General features: G+C 73.2%; 15 protein-coding genes. 2 read left to right on the forward strand and 13 right to left on the reverse strand.

Annotated elements, in window-relative coordinates; translation table 11 throughout:
* Positions 1-5: 5 nt before the first annotated feature.
* Positions 6-1,901 (reverse strand): chorismate-binding protein, encoded by a 1,896-nt coding sequence (locus tag ACFYQ6_RS07275; protein WP_388761356.1) that lies wholly within the window; start codon positions 1,899-1,901, stop codon positions 6-8.
* A 170-nt stretch (positions 1,902-2,071) separates the two neighbouring features.
* On the opposite strand from ACFYQ6_RS07275, the gene ACFYQ6_RS07280 reads away from it, so the two are divergent.
* A complete protein-coding gene (locus ACFYQ6_RS07280; protein ID WP_388761359.1) occupies positions 2,072-3,256 on the forward strand; it encodes an FAD-dependent monooxygenase in 1,185 nt (394 codons plus the stop codon).
* Positions 3,257-3,324: 68 nt separating this feature from the next.
* On the opposite strand, the gene ACFYQ6_RS07285 is transcribed toward ACFYQ6_RS07280, so the two are convergent.
* From ACFYQ6_RS07285 to ACFYQ6_RS07315, 7 genes are all read right to left on the reverse strand, one after another.
* Positions 3,325-3,525: a 4-oxalocrotonate tautomerase family protein gene (locus ACFYQ6_RS07285; protein ID WP_361572944.1), complete on the reverse strand. Its 201-nt coding sequence runs from the start codon at positions 3,523-3,525 to the stop codon at positions 3,325-3,327.
* A gap of 52 nt (positions 3,526-3,577) precedes the next feature.
* Entirely contained in the window at positions 3,578-5,881 is a 2,304-nt protein-coding gene (locus ACFYQ6_RS07290) for an excinuclease ABC subunit UvrA (RefSeq protein WP_361572942.1), read from the reverse strand.
* A gap of 62 nt (positions 5,882-5,943) precedes the next feature.
* Positions 5,944-7,737, reverse strand: coding sequence for a gamma-glutamyltransferase (locus tag ACFYQ6_RS07295; RefSeq protein WP_361572940.1), 1,794 nt, complete (start codon positions 7,735-7,737; stop codon positions 5,944-5,946).
* A 162-nt stretch (positions 7,738-7,899) separates the two neighbouring features.
* The gene (locus tag ACFYQ6_RS07300; protein ID WP_361572938.1) at positions 7,900-8,763 is read right to left on the reverse strand and encodes a PhzF family phenazine biosynthesis protein; all 864 of its coding nucleotides are present in this window, start codon (positions 8,761-8,763) and stop codon (positions 7,900-7,902) included.
* On the reverse strand, positions 8,760-9,707 hold the full coding sequence (locus ACFYQ6_RS07305; RefSeq protein ID WP_361572936.1) for an LLM class flavin-dependent oxidoreductase: 948 nt from the start codon (positions 9,705-9,707) through the stop codon (positions 8,760-8,762). Before ACFYQ6_RS07305 ends, ACFYQ6_RS07300 begins: the two co-directional genes overlap by 4 nt.
* 67 nt (positions 9,708-9,774) lie before the next feature.
* Positions 9,775-10,731: a hypothetical protein gene (locus ACFYQ6_RS07310; protein ID WP_361572934.1), complete on the reverse strand. Its 957-nt coding sequence runs from the start codon at positions 10,729-10,731 to the stop codon at positions 9,775-9,777.
* The gene (locus ACFYQ6_RS07315; protein ID WP_361572932.1) at positions 10,728-11,237 is read right to left on the reverse strand and encodes a VOC family protein; all 510 of its coding nucleotides are present in this window, start codon (positions 11,235-11,237) and stop codon (positions 10,728-10,730) included. The genes ACFYQ6_RS07310 and ACFYQ6_RS07315 overlap by 4 nt, the downstream gene beginning before the upstream one ends.
* A gap of 193 nt (positions 11,238-11,430) precedes the next feature.
* On the opposite strand from ACFYQ6_RS07315, the gene ACFYQ6_RS07320 reads away from it, so the two are divergent.
* A complete protein-coding gene (locus ACFYQ6_RS07320) occupies positions 11,431-12,135 on the forward strand; it encodes an O-methyltransferase (protein ID WP_361572930.1) in 705 nt (234 codons plus the stop codon).
* Between the two features lie 86 nt (positions 12,136-12,221).
* On the opposite strand, the gene ACFYQ6_RS07325 is transcribed toward ACFYQ6_RS07320, so the two are convergent.
* The 5 genes from ACFYQ6_RS07325 to ACFYQ6_RS07345 all read right to left on the reverse strand — a co-directional run bounded on the left by ACFYQ6_RS07325 (position 12,222) and on the right by ACFYQ6_RS07345 (position 22,423).
* On the reverse strand, positions 12,222-13,715 hold the full coding sequence (locus tag ACFYQ6_RS07325; RefSeq protein WP_361573423.1) for a 4-hydroxyphenylacetate 3-hydroxylase N-terminal domain-containing protein: 1,494 nt from the start codon (positions 13,713-13,715) through the stop codon (positions 12,222-12,224).
* 107 nt (positions 13,716-13,822) lie between these two features.
* Complete coding sequence (locus ACFYQ6_RS07330) at positions 13,823-14,458, reverse strand: flavin reductase family protein (protein WP_361572928.1); 636 nt, start codon at positions 14,456-14,458, stop codon at positions 13,823-13,825.
* Complete coding sequence (locus ACFYQ6_RS07335; protein WP_361572926.1) at positions 14,445-16,487, reverse strand: chorismate-binding protein; 2,043 nt, start codon at positions 16,485-16,487, stop codon at positions 14,445-14,447. Before ACFYQ6_RS07335 ends, ACFYQ6_RS07330 begins: the two co-directional genes overlap by 14 nt.
* Positions 16,484-17,701: a 3-deoxy-7-phosphoheptulonate synthase gene (locus ACFYQ6_RS07340; protein WP_361572924.1), complete on the reverse strand. Its 1,218-nt coding sequence runs from the start codon at positions 17,699-17,701 to the stop codon at positions 16,484-16,486. Before ACFYQ6_RS07340 ends, ACFYQ6_RS07335 begins: the two co-directional genes overlap by 4 nt.
* An 81-nt stretch (positions 17,702-17,782) precedes the next feature.
* Entirely contained in the window at positions 17,783-22,423 is a 4,641-nt protein-coding gene (locus ACFYQ6_RS07345; protein ID WP_388761367.1) for an amino acid adenylation domain-containing protein, read from the reverse strand.
* Positions 22,424-22,443: the final 20 nt, after the last annotated feature.

Consider the following 22,443-nt stretch of genomic DNA (forward strand, 5'->3'; position numbering starts at 1 on the left):
GGGAGTCAGCCGAGGAGTCGGCGCAGTACCCCGGCCCCGTCGGTGGTCAGCACCGACTCCGGGCGGAACTGTACGCCCCGCACGGCACGTTCGCGCAGCACGATCACCTCGCGCCCGTCGGGGCCTGACACGATCGCGTGGGCGTTGCGGAAGGCGGCGGTGACCGGCCGCCCGAAGACTTCCACCTCCCGCGCCAGCGCGGTCCCGCCCGTCCTCGGCACGACCCGGGCGTCCGGCAGGGCGGCCAGCGCCAGCACCTGGAAGCCGAGGCCCACTCCCGCCACCGGGGGCCCGTCGGGCGGCCGCTCCCGGACCAGGGCCGCCGCCGTGCGGCGCAGTCCCGCCATCCGTGCGCACCCGGGGTCGTCGGGGCGACCCGGCCCGGACGCCAACAGCACCGGTGCCGGGTGCCTGACCAGGGTGCCGGCCACGCCGGGGGCGTCGTGGCGGACCACCTCGACCGGGCCGTGCACCGCGCTCACCAGATGCAAGAGGGCCGCCAGTTCGGTGCGGGCGTCACCGCCCGGGTCGAGCACCAGCACCGGGCCGGCGTCCATGGGCGGCGCGGCGGCGCCCCGCGTCCAGAACGACGACAGCGCCGCGTGCCGCCGGGCCAGGGCGTCCCGTACGGCCACGTCCAGGTCCGGGTCGGTGCGGGCGCGCGCCGGCCTGGCGGCGGGACTGTCCGCCGTGAGGGCGCTCAGCACGGCCCGCGCCTTGGCCCGCGTCTCGGCCGCCTCCGCCTCCGGCGACGACCGGCCGCCCACGGTCGCACCCACCGACAGCCGCGCCCCGCCCCGGTGGTCCACGATCAGGGTCCGGATCACCGCCGCCGTGTCCAGCTCCTCCTTGCCCGCCCCGTCGCGGCCGATCAGCGCGAGGAGACCGCCGTAGTAGCCGCGCCCGGTCGCCTCGTACTGGTGGATCGCCCGGCACGCCCGCGCGTACGGGCTGCCCACCACCGTCGACGCGAACAGGGCCCGCGAGAGGGTCTCCCGGGCCCCGGCTGCCGCGGGCCCGCTGATGCGGCACTGCGTGTGCACCAGGTGCGCCATCCCGCGCAGGAACGGCCCCTCCACCCGCACCCCCGGTCCGGCCAGCCGGCACAGCACCGCCAGCTCCGCGTCGACCGTGGTCGCCAGCTCCTCCGACTCCTTGCGGTCGGCGAGGAAGGCGAGCAGGTCTCCGGGGCGCGTCCCCCCGGGCGGACGCCGGTACGTGCCGCACAGCGGGTTCATCACCACCCGGCCGCCCTCGACGCCCACATGCCCCTGCGGGCTCGCGCCCACCAGGGTGACCGGCCGCGTGCCCCCCGTGTGCACGACGAAGGTCCAGTACGCACCCGACTCCGCGGTCAGCAGCCGCCGGAACAGTTCGACCGCCACCGCGGGCCGGAAGTCCGCAAGCCGCGCGGTCCAGTCCCGGCGCAGGAGGACGTTCAGCCCGTCCCGCGCCGCGTCCGACGCCACGAACTCCTGTACCAGGTCCTCGTACTGCGCGTCGGTCGTCGTGAACCCGGCGTCCTGCCACTCCAGCGACCGTTGCGCCGGCGCGCGCCGGCCGGTGAACGCCTCCTGCGGCAGGACGTGGTGCTCGCGCACCCGCAGCACCCGCAGCGGCGTACCGTCGTCGTGGCACGGCAGACCGTGTTCCGCCAGCAGCCGGAACGGCAGCAGCGCCAACAGACCAGGACCCGGCACGGCACCGCGCGCACTCGTCCCGTCCGGCGACCGGACGGTCTCCACGGCCTCGTTGGTCTCCGCGGTCTCCATGGTCCCGAACAACAGCTCCACCGGGGCCGGTCCGGGTACCCCGGGGCGCTGCCTGCGCAGCAGCGCGAAGGGCGGCACGTCCGCCCCGTACAGCCGCTCCAGCACACCCGCGTCCGTCGTCAGCCTCATCGACCGCGCTCCCTCCCGGTCGGCCGCGCGGCGGCGGCCCGCCCGAGGCGATTGGTTTCCCTGCGGACAATACTTTCAGCCTGACGGGCAATAAGTAGCCCGTCGGAGGGGCCACGTGCCGCCCTCCGGTCGCGCCACCCCGTCACTCGACCGAGTCCCCGTGAGGTGTCATGCGAATCGCGATCATCGGAGCCGGACCCGGCGGCCTCTACACGGCCGCGCTCGTCAAACGACTGCGGCCGGGAAGCGAGATCGACGTCTGGGAGGTGAACCCCCCCGACGTGACCTTCGGCTTCGGCGTCGTCTTCTCCGAGGGGGCCCTCGGCGGCATCGAAGCGGCCGACCCCTCGCTGTTCGCCGCGCTCGGCGCCGAGTGCGCCCACTGGTCGAGGATCGACGTCCACCAACGGGGACACACCACGCGCAACGGCGGCTACCGCTTCTCCGCGATCGGCCGCCGCGCCCTGCTCGCCATGCTGCGCGCCCGCTGCACCGACCTGGGCGTCACCGTCCGCCACGGCACCCGCGCCCCCGAGGCGGACGCGCTGGCCCGGACGTACGACCTGGTGGTGGCCGCCGATGGCGTCAACTCCGCGACCCGCGAGGCCCGTCGGGAGGAGTTCGGCACCGAGACCACCCGGCGCGGCTCGCGCTACCTGTGGCTCGGCACCGACCGGGCCTTCACCGCGCTGACCTTTGCCGTTGCCGAGACGGAGCACGGCACGCTGCACGCCCACGCCTACCCCTACGCCCCCGGCCTCAGCACCTTCATCGCCGAGGTCGACGACCGGGTGTGGGAGGCGGCCGGGTTCACCGAGGACGACGCCGGCACGCCGGACGGCTCCGGCCGGAGTGACACGGAGCGGCTCGCGGACCTCTTCGCCGACGTCCTGGACGGCCACGATCTGCGCACCAACAGGTCGCGCTGGGGCCGCTTCGTCTCCGTGCACAACCGGCGCTGGAGCCATGGCCGCGTCGCCCTCGTCGGCGACAGCGCCCACACCACGCACTTCTCCGTCGGCTCCGGCACCCGGCTCGCCATGGAGGACGGGCTGGCCCTCGCCCTGGCCCTGGACGACCACGGGTCGGTCCCCGAGGCGCTCGCCGCGTACGAGGCGGCGCGTCTGCCGGAGGTCGCGGCCATGCAGCGCACCGCGCGCACGAGCCAGGAGTGGTTCGAGGAACTGGAGCAGTACGCCGACCTCGAACCGGAGGCGTTCAACGCCCACCTGATCACCCGCAGCGGCCGCCTCACCCGCGACGACCTCGCGTCCTGGTCCCCGGAGCGCGTCGAACACGTCCGCGAGCGCTTCGCCCGCGCCGACCGCAGCTTGCGCGGGACCGCCGTCCGCTGAACCGGCGGCCCCGGCCGCCCCGTGAACCCCGGGGCGGCTCGCGCTGGGCCGGGCAGCTCCGGGGCGGGTCACGAGGGGGAGTTGCGCCGCTCGGCCACGGACCGACCGCCCACGAACCAGCGGTCCGGCGGCGTATCCTCCACGATCACCCGGACGGCCTCCGCCGGGGCGCCGAGGGCCTCGTGCGCCGCGGCGGTGAGCGCCCTGCCGAGGGCGGCCACCTCCTGCGGCGTCCGGCCCTGAAGCAGGGTGACGCGGATGAGGGGCATCTCCGACTCCTTCCGTTGCGTGCCCGGGACGGTGTGTCCCGGGCACGGCGTCTCAGGACGAGGTGTGCTTGCGCGCGGCCTGTAGATCGGCCGCCAGACAGCGGCCCGTGTGCGAGTCCTTTGACCGGGCCAGCTCGGCGGGCGTGCCCTCGAACACCACCCGGCCGCCCTGGCTGCCCGCCTCCGGGCCCAGGTCCACGACCCAGTCGGCGTGCTTGACGACGTCGAGGTCGTGCTCGATCACCAGCACCGTGTTGCCGCCGTCCACGAGCCGGTCGAACAGGTTCAGCAACCGGCGCGTGTCGCTCATGTGCAGACCGGTGGTCGGCTCGTCGAAGAGGTAGACGGTGCCGGTCTCCTTCAGGCGGTGCGCCAGCTTCAGCCGCTGCCGCTCGCCGCCGGAGAGCGTGGACAGTGGCTGGCCCAGGGTGAGGTAGCCGAGCCCCACCTCGGTGAGGAGGGCCAGCTTGCGCCGTACGGGCGCGTCGTCGAAGAAGTCCGACGCCTCCTCGGCGGTCATGGCGAGGACGTCGACGACCGTCCGGCCGCGCACGGTGTGGCGCAGCGCCTCCTCGTTGAACCGGCGTCCGTCGCAGCGCTCGCACACCGTGGTGACCGGGTCCATGAAGGCGAGGTCGGTCTCGATGACGCCCCTGCCGCCGCACTCCGGGCAGGCGCCCTCCGAGTTGAAGCTGAACAGTCCCGGCTTCTCGCCTGAGGCGCGCGCGAACCGCTGCCGAAGGCTGTCCATGATGTCGGTGTACGTCGCCGGGTTGGAGCGCGCGGAGATGCCCACCGACGACTGGTCGATCACCACGGCCTCGGGGTACTGCGCGGTGAACACCTTCGACACGAGGGTGCTCTTGCCGGACCCGGCCACACCGGTCACCGCCGTGAGCACGCCGGTGGGGAAGCCGACCGTAACGTTCCGCAGGTTGTGCAGCTTCGCCGCCCGCACGGTCAGCTCGCCGGTGGGGGAGCGGACCTCCTCCTTGAGCCCGGTCACGTTCCGCAGCTGCTTCCCGGTGACGGTGCCGGAGCGGCGCAGCCCCGCGGGGGTGCCCTCGAACGTCACCTTGCCGCCGTCGCGCCCAGCCCCCGGGCCCATGTCGACGACGTGGTCAGCGATCGCGATGACGTCCCGGTCGTGCTCCACGACCAGCACGGTGTTCCCCTTGTCGCGCAGGGCGAGCAGGATGTCGTTCATCCGCCGCACGTCGCGCGGGTGCAGGCCGACACTGGGCTCGTCGAAGATGTACGTCAGCCCGGTCAGGCTGCTTCCCAGGTGACGCACCATCTTGAGCCGCTGGGCTTCGCCGCCGGACAGGGTCCTGGTCTGCCGTCCGAGGCTCAGATAGCCGAGGCCGACCGCCTCGATGCGCTCCAGCGCTGCCCGCGCGCCCGCCACCACCGGCTTGACGGCCGGCGCGTCGATCCGGGCGAGCCGTTCGATCAGGTCGGTGATCTCCATCGCCGAGAAGTCCGCGATGTTGTCGCCGTCGATGCGTGAGGCGAGAGCGGCCTTGTTGAGCCGTCCGCCGTAGCAGACGGCGCAGGGGCCCTGGGTCACCACCCGCTCGATCTCCGCGCGCTCCTTGCTCTTCGCTTTGTCCAGGCCGGGGGTGATGTACCGGCGGGTGAAGCGCTCGACGATGCCCTCGTACTCGTTCTTGTAGACGCCGTTGCGGCCCTGCCGGTCGACGGTGAACCCCTTGCCGTGCAGCAGCAGTTCGCGGTCCTTGGCGGAGAAGTCGCGTAACGGCCTGTCGGGGTCGAAGAGCCCGGACTCGCCGTACAGCTGCCACTGGAAGGTGCCGACCGCGAAGGATGGGAACCGGATCGCCCCCTCGTTGAGGCTCTTGTCCTCGTCGAGGAGCTTGCCGAGTTCGAGGCGGACCGTCGCGCCGAGGCCCTGGCACTCCTCGCACATGCCGCGCGGGTCGTTGGGCGAGTACATGTGGGAGGGGCCCGCGCTGGGCGTGCCCGCGCGGGAGAACAGCACCCGCAGCATGGGCAGGATCTCGGTCATCGTGCCGACCGTGGAGCGGGCGTTGCCGCCGACCTGCCGCTGGTCGACGACGATCGCCGTGGACAGGTTCTCCATCACCTCCGCGTCCGGCCGTTCGTACTTCGGCATCCGGTGGCGGACGAAGGCAGGCAGGGTCTCGTTGAGCTGCCGCTGGGACTCGATCGCCAGGGTGTCGAAGACCACCGAGGACTTCCCCGACCCGGAGACCCCGGTGAAGACGGTCAGCTTCCCCTTGGGGATGCGCAGGTCGACGCCCTTGAGATTGTTCTGCCGGGCCTCGCCCAGCACGATGAAGTCCTCGGCGTGGTCTTTCCGGGGAGCCTCCATGTCAGCACCTTCCACGATAGGACGGTGGTTTCCTGTGGGAAACCATTTCATGTCCTTCTCTTCTACCCCGCGACCGCGTACGCCTGCGCGCCGCGCGGACTCGCCACGCCGAGCACCAGCCCGTCCCCGGTCAGACCGGTGGCGCACACCTTGCTGAGCGAACGGTCCGCCACCAGGTCCACCTGGTGCCCGCGCCGCCGCAGCGCCTCGACCTCCTCCGCGGGCCAGCCGCCCTCCAGGACGACGGTCCCCGGGCGGAAGCGGCGCGGAGCGAACGACGTAGGCACGTGGTCGGTGTGGAAGGTACGCGCCTCGATCGCCGCCTGCGGGCCCATCCCGTGCTCCGTGTGGTGCAGGAAGAAGCTGAGCGTCCACTGGTCCTGCTGGTCACCGCCCGGCGTCCCGAACGCCAGGTAGGGCCGGCCGTCCCGCAGGACCAGGGTCGGGCTGAGCGTGGTCCGCGGGCGCTTGCCCGGTGCCACCGTGTTGGGGTGGCCGGGGGTGAGGGTGGCCATCTGCCCCCGGGTACCCAGCGGGAAGCCCAGCCCCGGCACCACCGGGGAACTCTTCAGCCAGCCGCCGCTGGGCGTGGCCACCACCATGTTGCCTGCGGCGTCCGTGGCGCTGACGCAGCAGGTGTCGCCGGTCGCCGCGGTCAGCTTCATGATCGCCGGGATGCCCTGTTCCAACTCGCCCAGCCAGGCCGGGTCGGCGGGCGCACCGCTCTCGTCGTGCAGCGGCGGCAGCAGCGGTTCCCGCCCGCCGGGCCGTCCCGGCCGCAGCTCGTGGGAGGCCTCCGCGCCCAGCAGCGCCCGCCGCGCGGCGGAGTACGCCGGGTCCAGCAGGGCGTCGACGGGGACGTCCGCGTGGTCCGGGTCGCCGTACCAGGCCTCGCGGTCGGCGAAAGCGAGCTTGGCGGCCTCGACCACCGTGTGGACGTAGGCCGCGCTCTCCGGGCCCGTCGCCGCGAGGTCGGCGTCGGCCAGCAGGGCGAGCTGCTGGAGGAAGACCGGGCCCTGCGACCAGGGGCCCGCCTTGTGCACCGTGAGGCCCCGGTGGTCGAGGCTGAGGGGCCGCTCCAGGCCAGGCCGCCAGCCCGCGAGGTCCGCGCCGGTGAGCAGGCCGCCGTTGCGCCGCCCGGTGGAGTCCATCTCCTCGGCCTTGGCCAAGTAGGTGTCGATCGCCTCTGCCACGAAGCCGGTGTAGAACGCCTCCGTCGCCGCGTCGATCCGCCCCTCCCGGTCCCGGCCGGACGCCTTCGCCTCGGCGAGCAGCCTCCGGTAGGTGCGGGCCAGCGCAGGGTTGGTGACCAGCTCCCCGGGGCGCGGGGCGACCCCGTTGCGCAGGTAGGTGCGGCCCGACTCCGTCCAGGTGTCGCGGAACAGCTCCGTGAGGGCGCCGATCATGGCGGCGCACTTGGGTAACACCGGGTAGCCGCGCTCCGCGTAGCCGATGGCGGGCTCCAGGACGTCCTCCAGGGGCAGCGTGCCGTACTCCTTCAGCAGGCGGAGCCAGGCGCCGAAGGCGCCGGGGACGACGGCGGGCAGCAGCCCGGAACCGGGGATCACGGCCAGACCGCGCCCGGTGAAGGCCTCCACGGTGGCCGCCGCGGGCATCGGTCCCTGCCCGCAGACGACGTCGACCGCACCGGTCCCGGAGCGGTGGGCGAGGATCGGCACGTCGCCCCCCGGCCCGTTGAGATGCGGTTCCACCACCTGGATGACGAAGGCGGCGGCGGTCGCGGCGTCGAAGGCGTTCCCGCCTCGGTCCAGCATGGACATGCCCGCCGAGGAGGCCAGCCAGTGGGTCGAGGCGACGGCACCGCGGGTGCCGTGCAGTTCCGGTCGGAAGAGCACCGAGGTATTCCTTTCTGGTCATCCGGTCGCACGCGGTCGTGTCGCGTAGGGGAGACCGGCGGGTCCTGGGCCCGGGCGGGGGCCGCCGGGGGCAGGGCGTGTTTCGAACGTGGCGTCGTCCGCCCGGAGGGCGGGGTGGGGCGTCGCAGGGCGAGACAGTCCTCAGAGCCGCCCGGGGAGTGTCATCCGGCTGGAGGCGGTGGCGGTGACCCGGCCGTGGACCGTGGCGGCGACGGCCCGGCCCTCGGCCAGGTCGACTGTGCAGGACAGCGTGGCCGGGCGGCCGATGTCCTCGCCCTGGCGGACCTGGTAGGAGTAGCGACCGTCGGTGCCGGGCAGAGCCTTCTCCCGCGCCAGCCAGGCGCCCAGGCCCAGCGCGGCGGATGCGCAGGCGGGGTCCTCGGGCATGCCGTAGCCCGGGGCGAACACGCGGACGCGGGCGATGCCGCCCGCGGGGTCCCAGGCGACGAGCACCGCGTCCGCGCAGTCCTCCCAGACCGGGTCGCTCAGGTGAGCCGAGGCGCGGGCCAGGGCCTCCGAGTCCACCGGCAGGACGTGGAACGCCGGCCCGAATCCGGTCAGGTGTGGGGTGCCCGCCAGGTCGGCGTCCGTCAGCCCACAGGCCGCCAGCAGCGGGCCGGGGTCCCACTCGGGGTGCGGGAGCGGCTCGCCCGCGACACACAGGGTCGAGCCGTCGGCGGCTGCGGTCACGGCGAGCTGCCGCCCGCCGCACTCCTGCACCGCCTCCCCGGCCGCCAGCCGCCCGGCGCGCACCAGCACGCTGGCGGTGCCCACCGCGCTGTGGCCGCCGAACGGCGACTCTCCGGCCGGGGTCATCACCCGTACCCCGTATGTCGATCCGGGCAGGCGGGGCGGCACCACGAACGCCGTCTCCGTCAGGGCGATCTCCCGGGCGATGGCCAGCATGTCGGCCGCCGAGAGCTCCGCCGCGTCAGGGACCACACCGAGGGCGCAGCCGCCGTAGGGGGTGTCCGTGAACATGGCCACGATCTCGTACGCGATCAACGTCCCTCTCCTTCGCCGCCCGGCCGCACCGCCGCGGGCCCGGTCCCCGGCGCCGCCTCCCGCGCGGGGAGCAGCACCTCCTCCGCGACTGCCTCCAGCACGCGGGGGTTCCCCTGGTAGGGGAAGGACGCGCGCGGCCAGTGCACCACCAGGTCGGTGACGCCCAGCTCGCCGAAGCGGCCCACCGCGTCCCGGTAGGACTCGACGGACTCGAGGACGCCGCCGACCATGGCGCCGGTCAGCAGCAGCCGGTTCAGCGTGCCCGGATCGCGGCCGGTCGCCTCGCAGGCGGCGTCCAGCTCGTCCAACTGCCGGGCGATGTCCGGCAGCGCCTTCTCGTAGGGCAGCGCGTCGAAGCGGCCCGGCGGACCCGCCGTGACCCAGGTGTCCGCCTGCCGGGCCGCGAGCCGCATTCCGCGCGGGCCGGTCGCGGCGATCGCGAACGGCACCCGGGGCCGCGTCAGGCACCCCGGGTTCACCGGCACGTCCTCGAAGGCGTAGTGCTCGCCCGTGTACGAGGCGGTCCGCTCGGTGAGCAGCCGGTCCAGCGCCTCGACGAACTCGGCGAACCGGTCGGCGCGTTGGCGCGGAGTCCGCTCGGTGGGGTCCACCACCCGGTCGTCGAGGCCGCCCGCCCCCGCGCCCAGTCCGCAGACGAAGCGGCCCCCGGCGACGTCCTCCAGCGACATCACTTCCTTGGCCAGCGTCACCGGATGGCGGTAGGTGGGCGTGGCGACCATCGTGCCCAGTGTGATCCGCGAGGTGACGGCCGCCGCGGCGGCCAGCGTGGGCACGCAGGCGAACCAGGGCTCGTCCCGCAGCCACCGCCACATCAACTGATCGTATGTCCAGGCGTGGTCGAAGCCCAGGCGCTCGACCAGGACCCACTGCTCGCGCGCCCTGGACCAGCGCCGCTCGGGCAGGATCACCACTCCGTGCCGCACGCTTACTCCTCCTTGTTCGTGCTCGTCCGTGCTCGTTCCGTCCGTCGGTGCTCGGTCGCCCCGGCGGTCAGGGCATGCTGTGGTGCAGCACCCTCGGCCTGAGCTGCCGGGCGGCGGCGTCGATCCGGCCCAGGATGGCGGCGAAGCCCTCCTCGTACTCCCGCCGCACCTCCTCGCCTCGCAGTTCCTCGGGTAAGGCGGCTTCGTCCTCGGGCGTGAGACCGGGGTAGAGCCCGTTGGCCGCCACGTCCTGAGCGATCGCGCGCAGCCGGCACCGCAACTGGCCGACCAGCTCCGTCGCGTCGACCGGCGCTCGCAGGGTGAGGAAGTAGTGGTCGTAGATCAGGGCCTGGGTCTCGGGGCGGGTCGGCGTGACATCCGCGGCCGACGCCTGGAGCAGCGAGCGGCCGCCCGGCACCAGCTTGGCCGCCACCCCCGCGTGCACCGTGTGGTACATCCGCACCGCCTTCTTCAGCCGTTCGGCCTCGTGCGTCCCCTCCCACTCGGTCTTCTTCCCGCGCAGCAGCGAGCGCACGGGGACGAAGTCCGGGGCCCAGGTCCCGCTGAAGCTGCGGTGCTGGAGGTACATCGAGGGCCGGATGACCGTGCTGTAGACGTCGGTGGGGCAGGAGCTGGTGTAGAGCAGCATCGCGGTGTACGCGTCGGTGAGGTCCGTCATCGCCCGCAGGGAGGGCGCCGGGTCGGAGCGCGAGCGGGCCTGGTGCAGGGCGTGCGCCGTCAGCTGCCAGATGGCGAAGGTGGCCTGGTGACCCGTGATCCAGCGGAACCAGAACAGCTGGTGGGAGATCTCCTCGGCGGCGAGGGCCGGTCCGGTCCGCGGGCACGGTGCGCTGCGGACCGCGCGGGACGCGTCGGCCGGCAGCACGTCGGATATCGCGGTCTCGGTTCCCGGCATCGGCGGCTCGGGCAGCGTCAGCGGCTCCAGGCCGTACGGGAAGTCCCCGAAGTCCCAGCCGTCGGGCACCGGCAGCTCGGTGACGGTGCGGTGGATGCGCGTGCTCATCGGTCTCCTCCTGGCGGCACGTAGGTGAACTCGAACTCCAGGCCGTTGACGTCGAGGACATAACAGCTGTGGACGCCATCCGCGTCGATGACGATGTCGGTGGGCTGCTCGTCCCCGGCGAACGAGAAGCGGCCGGACTCGTACAGCCGGAACCAGCGCTCGCGCCAGGCCCGCAGCTCCTCGGGGGAGCCGGTGGCCAGGCAGACGTGCTGGAACTGGCGGGTGTTGGCGCCGGGGACGGCGCCGTCCTGCCCGGTGCGCTCGAAGAGGTGGAAGCGCAGACCGGCCACCATCACCTCGGTCAGCCGGGTGATGCCGGGCAGGCGGCTCAGCGTCAGGTCGGAGAAGGTGTCCAGCGTCCAATTGGTCCGGCAGCCGAAGAACTCCTCGTACCAGGCGGTGCAGTTGTCGAGGTCGTCCGTCTGCACGCCCACGTGGTGCAGCTCCGGTACGAGATCGAGATCGAGGTCCGTCGGTCGTTCTGTCGTGGTCCCGGTTCGGGGCAAGATTCTGCGCTCCTCTCGGTGCGGTCGTGCTAGGAGAGATGAAAAGGCGTTCTCTTTCTCGTTCAGGCAGGCGATTTCCCGGAAATTCGGTTCTCTAACCGACGGGGGCAAGTGGACGTAATGAATCCGTCGATTCTCTGGAATTTCTCCCTTCCGGGTGTCGAATTTCCTCCTCACAGGGAACACTGGAGTCATGACACAGAATCAGTGGAGCGCGGTGGACGGCTACTTCGACGTGGTTCTCGGTGACGAGGAACCCGCTCTGGCCGCCGCCGCCAAGGCACACATCGGATTCGACCTCCCCGATATCGGGGTCTCCCGCTCCCAGGGAAAGCTGCTGCACTTGCTGGCCCTCGTCCAGGGCGCCGAGCGCATTCTGGAGATAGGCACCTTCGGCGGTTACAGCTCCATCTGGCTGGCCCGCGCCCTGCCGCCCGGCGGCCGACTCGTCACGATCGAGTGGGAGCGCTCGTTCGCCGAGACCGCCGCCGGTCACCTGGCGCGGGCCGGTGTCGCCGACCGCGTCGACCAGCGGGTGGGCCGCGCCCTCGACATCCTGCCCGACCTCGCGAAAACCGCCCAGGAGCCGTTCGACCTGGTCTTCATCGACGCCAACAAGCCCGACACCCCCGAGTACTTCGACTGGGCGCTCGAACTCTCCCGGCCCGGCGGCGTGATCGTCGTCGACAACGTGGTGCTCGGCGGCGCGGTCGCCGACGCCGACAACCCCGACGGCGGTGTCCGCGGGATGCGGAGCTTCCACGAGAAGGTCGCCGCCGAGCCCCGGGTGAGCGCCACCACGATCCAGACGGTGGGCGCCAAGGGCTACGACGGCTTCACCCTGGCCCTGGTCCTGCCCGGTCAGGACGACCGGCCCGAGGCGGCCGACCTGCCCTGACGCCCGGCGGGAGGGCGGCCCCGCGGGGGCGGCGGCGGACCGGACACACGCCGCCCGCCGCCCCCGTCGCCGTGCCGCCCGGCCGCTCATGCCTGGTCGGGCCCGATCAGGTCCGGCGCCGTCCAGCCGTCCAGGTCGTACTCCGCCATGCACTCCTCGGCGAAGCCCCGGTAGCCGTCGACCAGACCGGACGCCGTCTGCGCCATGAGCAGCTCGATGCGCACGTTCTCGTGGTTGCCCGAGTAGTTGCGCTCGTACAGTTCGTGCCGGCCCGCGAACTCCGTGCCCACCGAGTCCCAGATCAGCTTCATCAGCTTGACCCGCTCCACCGAGTCGTATCCGTTCGACCCCCGCATGTACCGGTCCAGGTGTGGCCGCAGTTCGGGGTTCTGGAAGTCCTTGGCGTGTGAGTTCAAGTAGATGAGGCCGCTGCTGAGGTCCTGCAGAATGATCTCGCGGACGCGCGGATAACCGATCGTCATGAACCAGCGGTACGCCATGCCGTAATCCAGGTTCGGCAGTAGCCCGCCGTCGTGCCACGCGTTCGGATTGTGCGCCATCGCGTCACTGAGACCCCAGAACATGTTCCGCCAGGCGAGCACCTCGCCCACCCGGGTCTGGATGCCCCGGAAATCCTTCGTCCCGGTCACGTCCAGCCCCTTGAGCAGGAGACCGGCGAGGAAGTCCAGTTTCACCGCGAGCCGGGTCACGCCGTGGAAGGTGAGCCGGTGCGTGAACCCGGAAGTGTTCAGGAAGGTCCCGGCCTTCGCCGTGTCCCCATAGATGAAGACGTTCTCCCAGGGGATCTTCACCTTGTCCAGGATGAAGACGGTGTCGTTCTCGTCGAGGCGGCTCGACAGCGGGTAGTCGAACGGGCTGCCCATCCGGTTCGCGGCCAGCTCGTACGACTGACGGCAGATCAGCTTCACCCCCGGCGCGTCCATCGGCAGCGTTGCCACGAGCGCGAACTCCTTTTTCTTCACCGGCAGTCCGTAGTGCGCCACGAAGTTGAAGTGGGTCAGCGCCGACCCCGTGGCCACCACCTTCGCGCCGCTGACCACCAGGCCGTCGTCGCACTCCTTCTCGACGTGCACGAAGACGTCGCCGACCTCGTCCGGCGCCCGGTGGCGGTCCACGGGCGGGTTGATCACCGCGTGGTTCCAGAACAGCACCCGCTCCTGCGCCTCCGCGTACCAGCGGCGGGCGTTGTTAGCGAACTCCCCGTAGTACTCCGGGTCCGCGCCCAGCGTCACCAGGAAACTCGCCTTGTAGTCCGGGCTGCGGCCCATCCAGCCATACGTCATCCGGGCCCACCGGGCGATCGCGTCCCGGTCGCCGACCAGGTCCTCCACGGTGCGCGGCACCCGGTAGAACTTGTGCGTGTAGCCGTCGCTGCCGGTGTCCGTGGGCGTGGTCAGCGTGTCGTGGTGCTCCGGGTCGTGCAGCGCGTCGTACAGCCGCGCGGTCATCCGGGCCGTGTTGCGGAACGCCGGGTGCTTGGTGACGTCGTCGACCCGCTCCCCGTACGCCCAGATCTCCCGGCCGTCGCGGATGCTCTCCAGGTACTCGTCGCCGGTCATCGGGCGGGTCTTGCGGCGCGGCCCGGTGCCCCCGGCGGCCCCGATGCCGTCGGCGATGCCGGGGGCGCCCGGCGTGCCCGCGGTGTGCGTCGTGTCCGTCATGTGCGTCAGTCCCCTGTCCTGTCGGTCCTGTCGGTCCGGTCAGTGCGATCGGTCCGGTCGGGCTCGTCGTGCACCGGGAGGTGCGCCACTGGGTTCATGCCGTCCAGGCACAGCGACCAGGCGACGGCGGAGTCGTCCGGCGCCAGCTCCGGGAAGGCGCCGCCGTGGAACAGCAGCGGCCGCCCCGGGCGGCTCTCGAAGTCCTGGACACTCCCGATGTGCAGCGTGTGGTCGCCGCCGTCGTGTATCTGCCAGGGCCGGCAGACCAGGTGGGCCACGGCGCCAGCGAGCCGCGGGTGCGGCCCTCCCTCGTCCACCCACGGCACCGGCTCCGTCATGGGCCGCCCGGCGAAGTGCATGGCCAGGTCGCGCTGCGAGGCGTCGAGGATGTTGACGACGTAGTCGCCGTCCTCCCGCAGCAGCGCGCCTGCCCGGCTGCGCCGGTCCAGCGCCACCAGGGCCAGCGGCGGGTCCAGCGACACCGAGGTGAACGCGTTGACCGTCGTGCCGTGGACGAGGTCGCCGCGGCGGCAGGTGATCACCGTGACCCCGGTGGCGAACTGCCCCATGCACCTGCGCAGGGCGCGCGGGTCGATCGGACGGGGCGCGGTGTCCACGCCCCCTCGCTCAGGCATGCTCATGGGTCCCCCTGGACTCCCAGGGGCCGGCGCTACGGACACCGGCCGCACAACTGTCGTGGACGCCCGGCCGGTGAGCCGCGGCCGGTGCCAGGGCGCCGGTCAGCAGGTCGGCCAGGATGCCGGGGCCGTCCTCGGTCAGGAACGACTCCGCGTGGAACTGGATCGTGGACAGGGCCGGGCCGCGCAGCGCGATCACCTCGTCGCCGACGCGCTGCACCTGGACCGGCCCGCCGACCAGCGGCGGGCGCAGCCAGTCGTCGTCGGCCCGCGCGGCGTAGCTGTTGTAGAAGCCGGCCATGCGGGGCCTGCCCCACAGCGGGACCTGCAGCCGCCTGCCCTGCGCCGGGTCCGGCAGCCGGGCCACCCGCAGCCCCAGCAGGGTGCACACCACCTGGTGCCCCAGGCAGACCGCCGCCAGCGGCAGCCCGGCCACGAGCCGGTCGGCGGCCGTGGCCCGTAGGGCACGCACGCGTGGATTGGACACGTCCCGCGGATCGCCCGGCCCCGGGCCGAGCAGGAGCACCCCGGGCGCCCCGGCGATCCCGCCGCCCGCGCCCGCCGCCCGGTACCAGGGCACCAACCGCACCGCGCAGCCCAGCGACCGCAGTTGGTAGGCGAGCATCGACGTGAATCCGTCCTCGGCGTCGACGATGGTCACCCCGGCGCCCGCGACGGACCGGGCGGCGGGGGCGCCGCCGGTCCCGCGCAGCCAGAACGCCGCCAGCCCGTCGTTGCGGGCGGCCAGCGCGCCGCGCACCGGACCGGCCTCGGCGAGGCCCGCGGCGGACGCCGGGACCGGCGCCCTCGCGGACCGCCGCCCGGACAGGGCGTCCAGCAGGCCCGACAGCTTGGCGGTGGTCTCCGCCGTCTCGTGCGCGGGCACCGACTCCCGGACGACCGTGGCGCCCGCCGTCAGCCGCACCGAGCCGTCCACCCCGAGGTCCGCCGTCCGCAGCATCAGCGCCGCGTCCAGCCGCCGCTGCCCGCCCTCGCAGCCGAGCAGGGCGATGGCCCCGCTGTAGTAGCCCCGGCCGCGCGGCTCGTACCGCTCGATCACCCGGCACGCGTTCTCCACCGGGCTGCCGGTCACGGTCGGGGCGGGCATCGTGGTGCGCAGGATCTCCGTGAGCGGGCGGTCCGAGCGACCAGAGAGGTAGTACTCGGTGTGGGCGAGCCGGGACATCCACTTCAGGGACGGCCCGCTGACGCGCACCTCGTCGCCGCACAGGGCGGCCATCATCTTCAGTTCCTCGTCGACGACCATGTACAGCTCGTCGGTCTCCTTGGGGTCGCGCAGGAAGCGCAGCAGCCCCGGCAGGTCGGCGCCGGTGCGCGGGTAGCGGTAGGTACCGCTGATCGGGTTCATCTCCACCCGGTCACCCCGCACCCGCACCTGCTGCTCCGGGGTCGAGCCGATCAGGTACCGGTCGCCGGTGAAGATCAGGAACGTCCAGTACGCCCCGGTCTCCGTCGTCATCAGCCCGCGCAGCACCGCCAGCGCGGCCGCGCGGTCGAAGGCGCGGATCCTGCCGTGCAGACTGCGCGCCAGCACGAAGTTGGAGCCCTCACCGCGGTGGATCTCGTGGTGGACGATGCCGTCCACCGCCGCCGCGTAGTCGTCGTCGTCGATGTCGAAGCGGGTCTCCTCCACCCGCGGCGCCCGGACCGGCAGGCAGGCCAGCAGCCGGTCGAGCGGGACGCGCCGGTGCTCGCGCACCTCCATGGCCAGCAGCGGCTCGCCGTCGTCGGGGTGCGCGAAGCCGCGTTCCCGGATCTGCCGGTAGGGGACGAGGACGAGGGTGGCCGTGGTGTCGGCGCCGCCGTCGGTGCCCCGGTCCGTGCAGCCGGGCCGGTCCAGGCCGAGGGAGTCCAGGTCGTCAGCATGCCGCACCGGGCCGCTGAGGATCTCCACTGGCGCCGCGCGGTCGGCACCGGGGCGGTGCAGCACCGCGAACGGGCGGCCCGGCGGCGGCAGCAGCGCGTCGTGGGCCTCCGCCGGAGCTGTGGCGGGGGTGAGGGGCGCACTCATGCCGTCGCCCCCACCGGCAGCCGCCAGTGCGCGGCGGCCGCGACGGCCTGGACGAGGCTGAGCCGGGGGTCGCACAGGCTGCGGTAACCCGGCCCGCGCACCGGGACGCAGCCCGCGCCCTCGCACTCGGAGATGTCGTCGGGGGAGGCCTCCAGGTGCAGGCCCGCGCACCGCTCGGAGTTCTCCGCCAGGAGGTCCACGCACTGTCGGATCTCGGACATGATCGCGTCGAGGCGGCGCGTCTTGAGCCCGTCGGGCGTCTTGACGGTGTTGCCGTGCATCGGGTCGCACATCCACAGCACCGGGTGCCCGGCCTGCCGGACCGCCCGCACCAGCGGGGCGAGCCCGGTGACCCGGCCGGCACCGAACCGGGCGATGAGGGTGAGGCGGCCCGGGGTGCGGTGCGGGTCGAGCACCGCGCACAGGTCCAGCACCTCGTCGACCGACGCCTCCGGCCCGATCTTGCAGGCCACCGGGTTGTCCAGCTCGGCCATCAGCCGCACGTGCGCGCAGTCCGCCTGCCGGGTGCGCTCGCCGATCCACGGCCAGTGCGTGGAGGCCAGATAGCTGCCGCCGTCCGCGTGGCGCCGCACCTGGGGGAGTTCGTAGTCGAGCAGGAGCGCCTCGTGGCTGGTCCACACCCGGTCCTCGGGAGCGGCGCCCTCACCGCGTCCGAGCCGGTCGAGGGCGGTGACGGCGCAGCGGGCGGCCTCCAGCCCGGCGACGACGCGGGACGGGTCGGGGGTGCGGGCCTCCCTGCAGGCGTCCGGCGCGTTGACGACGGGGCCCCGGAACACCGGGAGCCGTCCGCCGGGCACAGTCTCCCAGTCGTCGGAGCGGGGCTTGGCGAACTGCCCGGCCATCCGCCCGACGCGTACGACGGGCAGCCCGGAGCCGGTGCGCATGACGTCACCGAGAACGTCGAGCATCTCCACCTTGCGTGCGACGTCGCAGGGCTCGCACTCGGTGGTCAGCTCCACGCAGTCGCCGGCCTGGATGAGGCAGAACTCGCCCTCCGCGGCCCGCGCGAGGAGCCCGCGCAGATCGCGGACGCTCGCGTACGACACCAGCGGGGACTCGCGGGCCAGTTGGTCGTGCACCGGGGCCAGGAGGGAACGGTCGGGCCACCGCGGCTGCTGGCGGGCGGGGAGTCCGGCCACCATCGAGGTGATCAACGGGTCGTGTCCGGCGCCCGGAGAGGGGTATCGAGACATGCTGTCGGCCTTCGTTCGGAGACGGGCCCGTGGGGGTGGCCGCCTGCGGATGTCTGGGGGGGAGCCGCTGGGCGGCCCGCTCTACGCGCTCTGCCGCGCGGGGGACCGGCCCTCCAGCTCACCGGCCGCCTCGAACCAGCGGATCATGCGGGCCAGGGAGCGGCGGTCGATGTCGGGCCAGCGCAGCCCGAGCCGGTCGAGGAGCCGGGTGGTCCGCTCGTTGCCGTAGGTGTTCTCGCCGAGCTCCAGGGCGCCCTCCCGGAAAAGCGGCACGGCCGCGGCGAGGGCGTTGCCCCCGGGGCGGCGGGCCGACTCCTCCAGGCGGGTCAGCCACTCCTCGGCGGGCACCGTGTCCAGCCGGTGGCCGCAGTCGCGGACGGCGGCGTGCACGGGCGTGAAGTCGGAGCCGCGCGGGTGGAACAGGTGGTACGTGGCGCCGTCGGCGGACGGCTCGCGGGAGAGGGCGAAAACGGCCCGGCCGACGAAGTCCACCGGCAGCAGGTCGGTGGTCAGCTCCTCCGCGGGAGGGGCGGAACCCAGCTCGATGAAGCTCTTGATCTGGCGCCACAGGAAGTCGTCGCTCTGGCAGGCACCGGTGACGCTGTCGCCGGAGATCCGGCCGATGCGGTAGACGGTCACCGGAATCCCGCGCTCGCGGGCCAGCTGGGCGACGCCCTCGGCGACCCATTTGCTCTGCGTGTAGCCGATGCCCAGCCCCTCGCACGTGTCGGGCACCGCCTCCTCGGTGATCGGCCGGCCCTCGCGGCCGGGGGCGAACACCGCGACGGTCGACATGTGGTGCACGTGCTTGAGCCGTCCCGTGGCGGCGAACTCCAGCACCGAGCGCAGCCCGTCGACGTTGGTCGGCTTCACCGAGGCGTACGGCAGCACGAAGTTGATGTGCGCCGCTGCATGGTGGACCGCCTCGACGGACTCGGCCAGCTTGGCGTGGTCCGCGTCGGACAGGCCCATCCGGGCCCGGGTGAGGTCGCCGGCGACGGCACGCACCCGGTCCCAGACGATGTCACCGGCGATGCCGTATCGGTCGGCCGTGGCGTGCAGCCGGGCCAGGGCGGCGTCCGCGTCGTCGGCGCGCACCAGGCAGGTGACGGTGTGTCCGGGGACGGCCGCCAGTTCCCGCAGCAGCCAGCAGCCGAGGAAGCCGGTCGCGCCGGTCAGCAGGAACCGGGTCGCGGCGTCCGGCGGGACCGGTGTGCGGTCGCCGGGCCGGACGGTGTCCGGCAGGGTCACGTCGGCGCGCAGGTCGGTCGCCGGCTCGGTGAACGAGGTGGTGCCGCCCGCCCGCCGCTCGTCGATCCGTGCGGCCATCCCGGCGACCGTGGGGTTGTCGAACAGGGTCCGCAGCGGGATGTCGACGGCGAACGACGTCCGCAGCCGGTAGACGAGTTCGGTGGCGATGATGCTGTTGCCGCCGAGCGTGAAGAAGTCGCTCTCGCGCCCGGGGACACCGCCGCCCAGGACGTTCGCCCACGCCTCGGCGATGGCGCGTTCGGTCGCGGTCCGCGGCGGTTGTGCCGCCCCGGGGCCCTCGTCCGCGCCCCGGTCACGCACCTCCCCGGCGAGCCGCCCGGCCAGCCCGGCCCGGTCGATCTTCCCGCTCGACGTGGTCGGAAGCCGGTCCAGCCGGACGAGGTGCGCGGGCACCAGGTACTCCGGCAGCCGCCGGGCCAGCGCGGCCCGCAGCCGTACGGTGTCGTCGGCGCCGTCGCCCGTGACGGCGGCCACCAGTCGCCGGTCGCCGGACCCGAAGTCCACGGCGACCACCGCCGAGTCTCGCACTCCGTCGAGGGCGTCGAGAGCGGCCTCGACCTCGCTGGGCTCCACGCGGTAGCCGCGGATCTTGATCTGGTCGTCGGCGCGGCCCAGGTACTCCAGGTCGCCGCGCGCGTTCGACCGGACGAGGTCCCCGGTGCGGTAGATCAGCTCGCCCTCGCCGCCGTAGGGGTCGGGGAGGAAGCGGCGCGCCGTCTCCTCGGGACGGCCCCGGTAGCCCGGCGACAGGTACGGTCCACCGATGTACAGCTCGCCGGTGACGCCCGGCGGGAGGAGTTCGCGGTCCGGGCCGAGGACGCGCAGTCGCACCCCGTCGACCGCCCGCCCGATCGGCGGCGCCTCGGGCCAGTCGGCAGGGTCACCGGACAGCTCGTGCCAGGTGGCGAGGTGGGTCTCGGACGGGCCGTACATGTTGAGCAGTCGGGCCCTGGGGTGCCGGGCGAAGAACTCCCGGATCTGCGGAGAGACGACCAGCGCCTCGCCCACCGAGGTCACCTCGCGCAGTGCCTCGCAGCGCAGGTCCTCCGCGACGGCGAGCGCCGCGAACCGCTGGAGCGCGATGTACGGCAGGTACAGGCGGGTGACGTCGTGCTCGGCGACGAATGCGGCCAGCCGGTGGAGGTCCTTCTGGAGTTCGTCGGGGATGAGGGCGAGTGCCCCGCCGACGCAGAGCGTCCCCAGGATCTCCATCACGGAGACGTCGAAGGAGAGCGTCATGTACTGGAGGGTGGTGCCCGTCGCCCCGCACGGGGAGACCCGGTGCTGGGCGGCGACCAGATTGCCGATCGTGCGGTCCCGGATGACGACGCCCTTGGGGGCGCCGGTCGACCCGGAGGTGTGGATGACGTAGATCTCGTCGTCGGGCGTCCGGGTCGGGCCGAGCGGTCCGGGGACGGCCGCGGCGATCCGGTGCGCCTCTCGGTCGATCTCCAGCAGTTGTGTCCCGGGCGGGAGTTGTGCTCCCGTGGCGCTGTCGGTGAGGACGAGGAGGGCCTCGGCGTCGTCCAGGACGTACGCCACCCGCTCCGGCGGGTGCGACGGGTCCAGCGGGACGTAGGACGCCCCTGACTTCACCACGGCGAGCAGCCCGGCGACCATGTCGAACGAGCGGGGAAGGGCGATGGCCACCCGGCGCCCGGCCGCCGCCCCCTCCTCGCGCAGGACCCGCGCGAGCCGTCCGGCGCGCTCCTCGAGTTCCCGGTACGTCCACTCGTTGCCGCCGTCGGTCACGGCCACGGCGTCCGGGGTGGCCGCCGCTTGCCGCTCGAACAGCTCGGCCACCGGCAACGGGGGCGCCGAGCGGTCCACACGGTCGTCGTGCGCCAGCACCTCCCGCTCCTCGTCGGCGGCGAGCAGGCCGAGGTCGCGGACCAGGGTGTCCGGGGCGGCCCCGGCGAACCGAGCCAGCAGCCGGCCCAGCCGTCCGCCCATGCTCCGCGCCGTCGCCTCGTCGAAGAGGTGCGCGTCGTACTCCAGGGTGCCGTGCAGCCCGTCCGACTCGCGGGCGAACACCACCGACAGGTCGTACTTCGCGCCGTGCGCCATGTCCCGCTGGATCGTCAGCGGCTGTCCGCCGTGGGTGACGTGGGCGGAGCCGGGGTCGGTCAGGACGAGCATCGTCTGGACGACCGGCGTGTGCCCTCCGGTGCGGTCGGGTCGCAGCCGCTCGACCACCTTGTCGAAGGGGGCCCACTTCAGCCGCAGGGCGTCGGCCACTTCCTCCCGCGCCCGCGCCAGCACCTCGCGCACGGACATCGCGCCCGTGACGTCCTGGCGCAGCACGACCATGTTCACGAAGTAACCGACGAGGTCCTTGGTCTGCGGGTCGTCCCGCAGGGAGACGGGCGAGCCGATGAGGACCCGTTCCTGCCGGGACAGCTTGGCGAGGAACGTGCCGTACACCGCGAGCAGCGCCATGAACAGCGTGACGCCCTCGCGCTCCGCGAGCCGCTCCAGTTTCTCGGTCACCCCGGCCGGGACGCGCAACGGGACGGTGCCGCCGCGGTGTTCCTGCGCGGCGGGCCGGGGTCGGTCGGAGGGCAGGGCGAGCACAGGCAGGTCTCCGGCGAGCCGCTCGGCCCACTCGTCGAGCAACCGCGTGGTCCGCTCGGGCGTGAGGTGCGTGCGGTGCCAGTGCGCGAAGTCGGCGTACTGCGGGCGTCCCGGCACGGCCTCCACCGGCAGGCCCCGCCCGGTGCGGTCGTAGGCGTCGAGGAGTTCCCGCAGGAAGATCCCGGCCGAGGCGGCGTCGGAGGCGATGTGGTGGATGTTGCAGACGATCGCGCTCTCCTCGCTCGGACCGAGCGCGCAGGTCACCGAGACCACGGGCCCGTGCTCCAGGTCGAAGCGGGTGTTCGCCACTCGCTGGGCGAGCGCATCGAGTTCCTTGTCGTCGCCGTAGTGCTCGACGCCGTAGTGGAAGGCCATGTCGTCGTCGGAGACGACCTGGAGGAGCCGGGCGTCGCGCAATGCGTAGGTGGTACGCAGCACTTCCTGTCGCCGCAGCACCCCGGCGACGGCCCGGCGCAGCTGTTCCCCGTCGAGCCGACACGGCAGCCGCGCCAGGAACGGCCCGTTGTACGCCTGCGGGGTCGGCAGGTACTGGTCGATGAGCCAGATGCCGCTCTGGCCGAACGAGGCCTCCGTCGTACCGCCGGTGCGCGGCGCGGACCCGGCCGTCACCTCTTGCCCGCCGGAGCCGGACCGGCCCCGCGCGAGCCGCTCGGCCACGGCCGCCGCGCTCTCCGCGCCCAACCGTTGCCCGGCCGGCGGGTCGACGGCGAATACGGCCCGCAGCACGGCGCCCATTTCGTCCAGCAGCGCGGGGTCGTCGCAGTGGTCGGAGAAGGCCTCGTCCGGTCCGAGGCCGGGGGACCGAAGCGTTCTCCGTGCCAGGTCCAGAATTGCCGAGGTCAAAGGGTTGTTCACGGGTTTGCCACCCTCCGCGG

It is taken from the genome of Streptomyces sp. NPDC005494 (assembly GCF_042872025.1).
GTDB lineage: Bacteria > Actinomycetota > Actinomycetes > Streptomycetales > Streptomycetaceae > Streptomyces.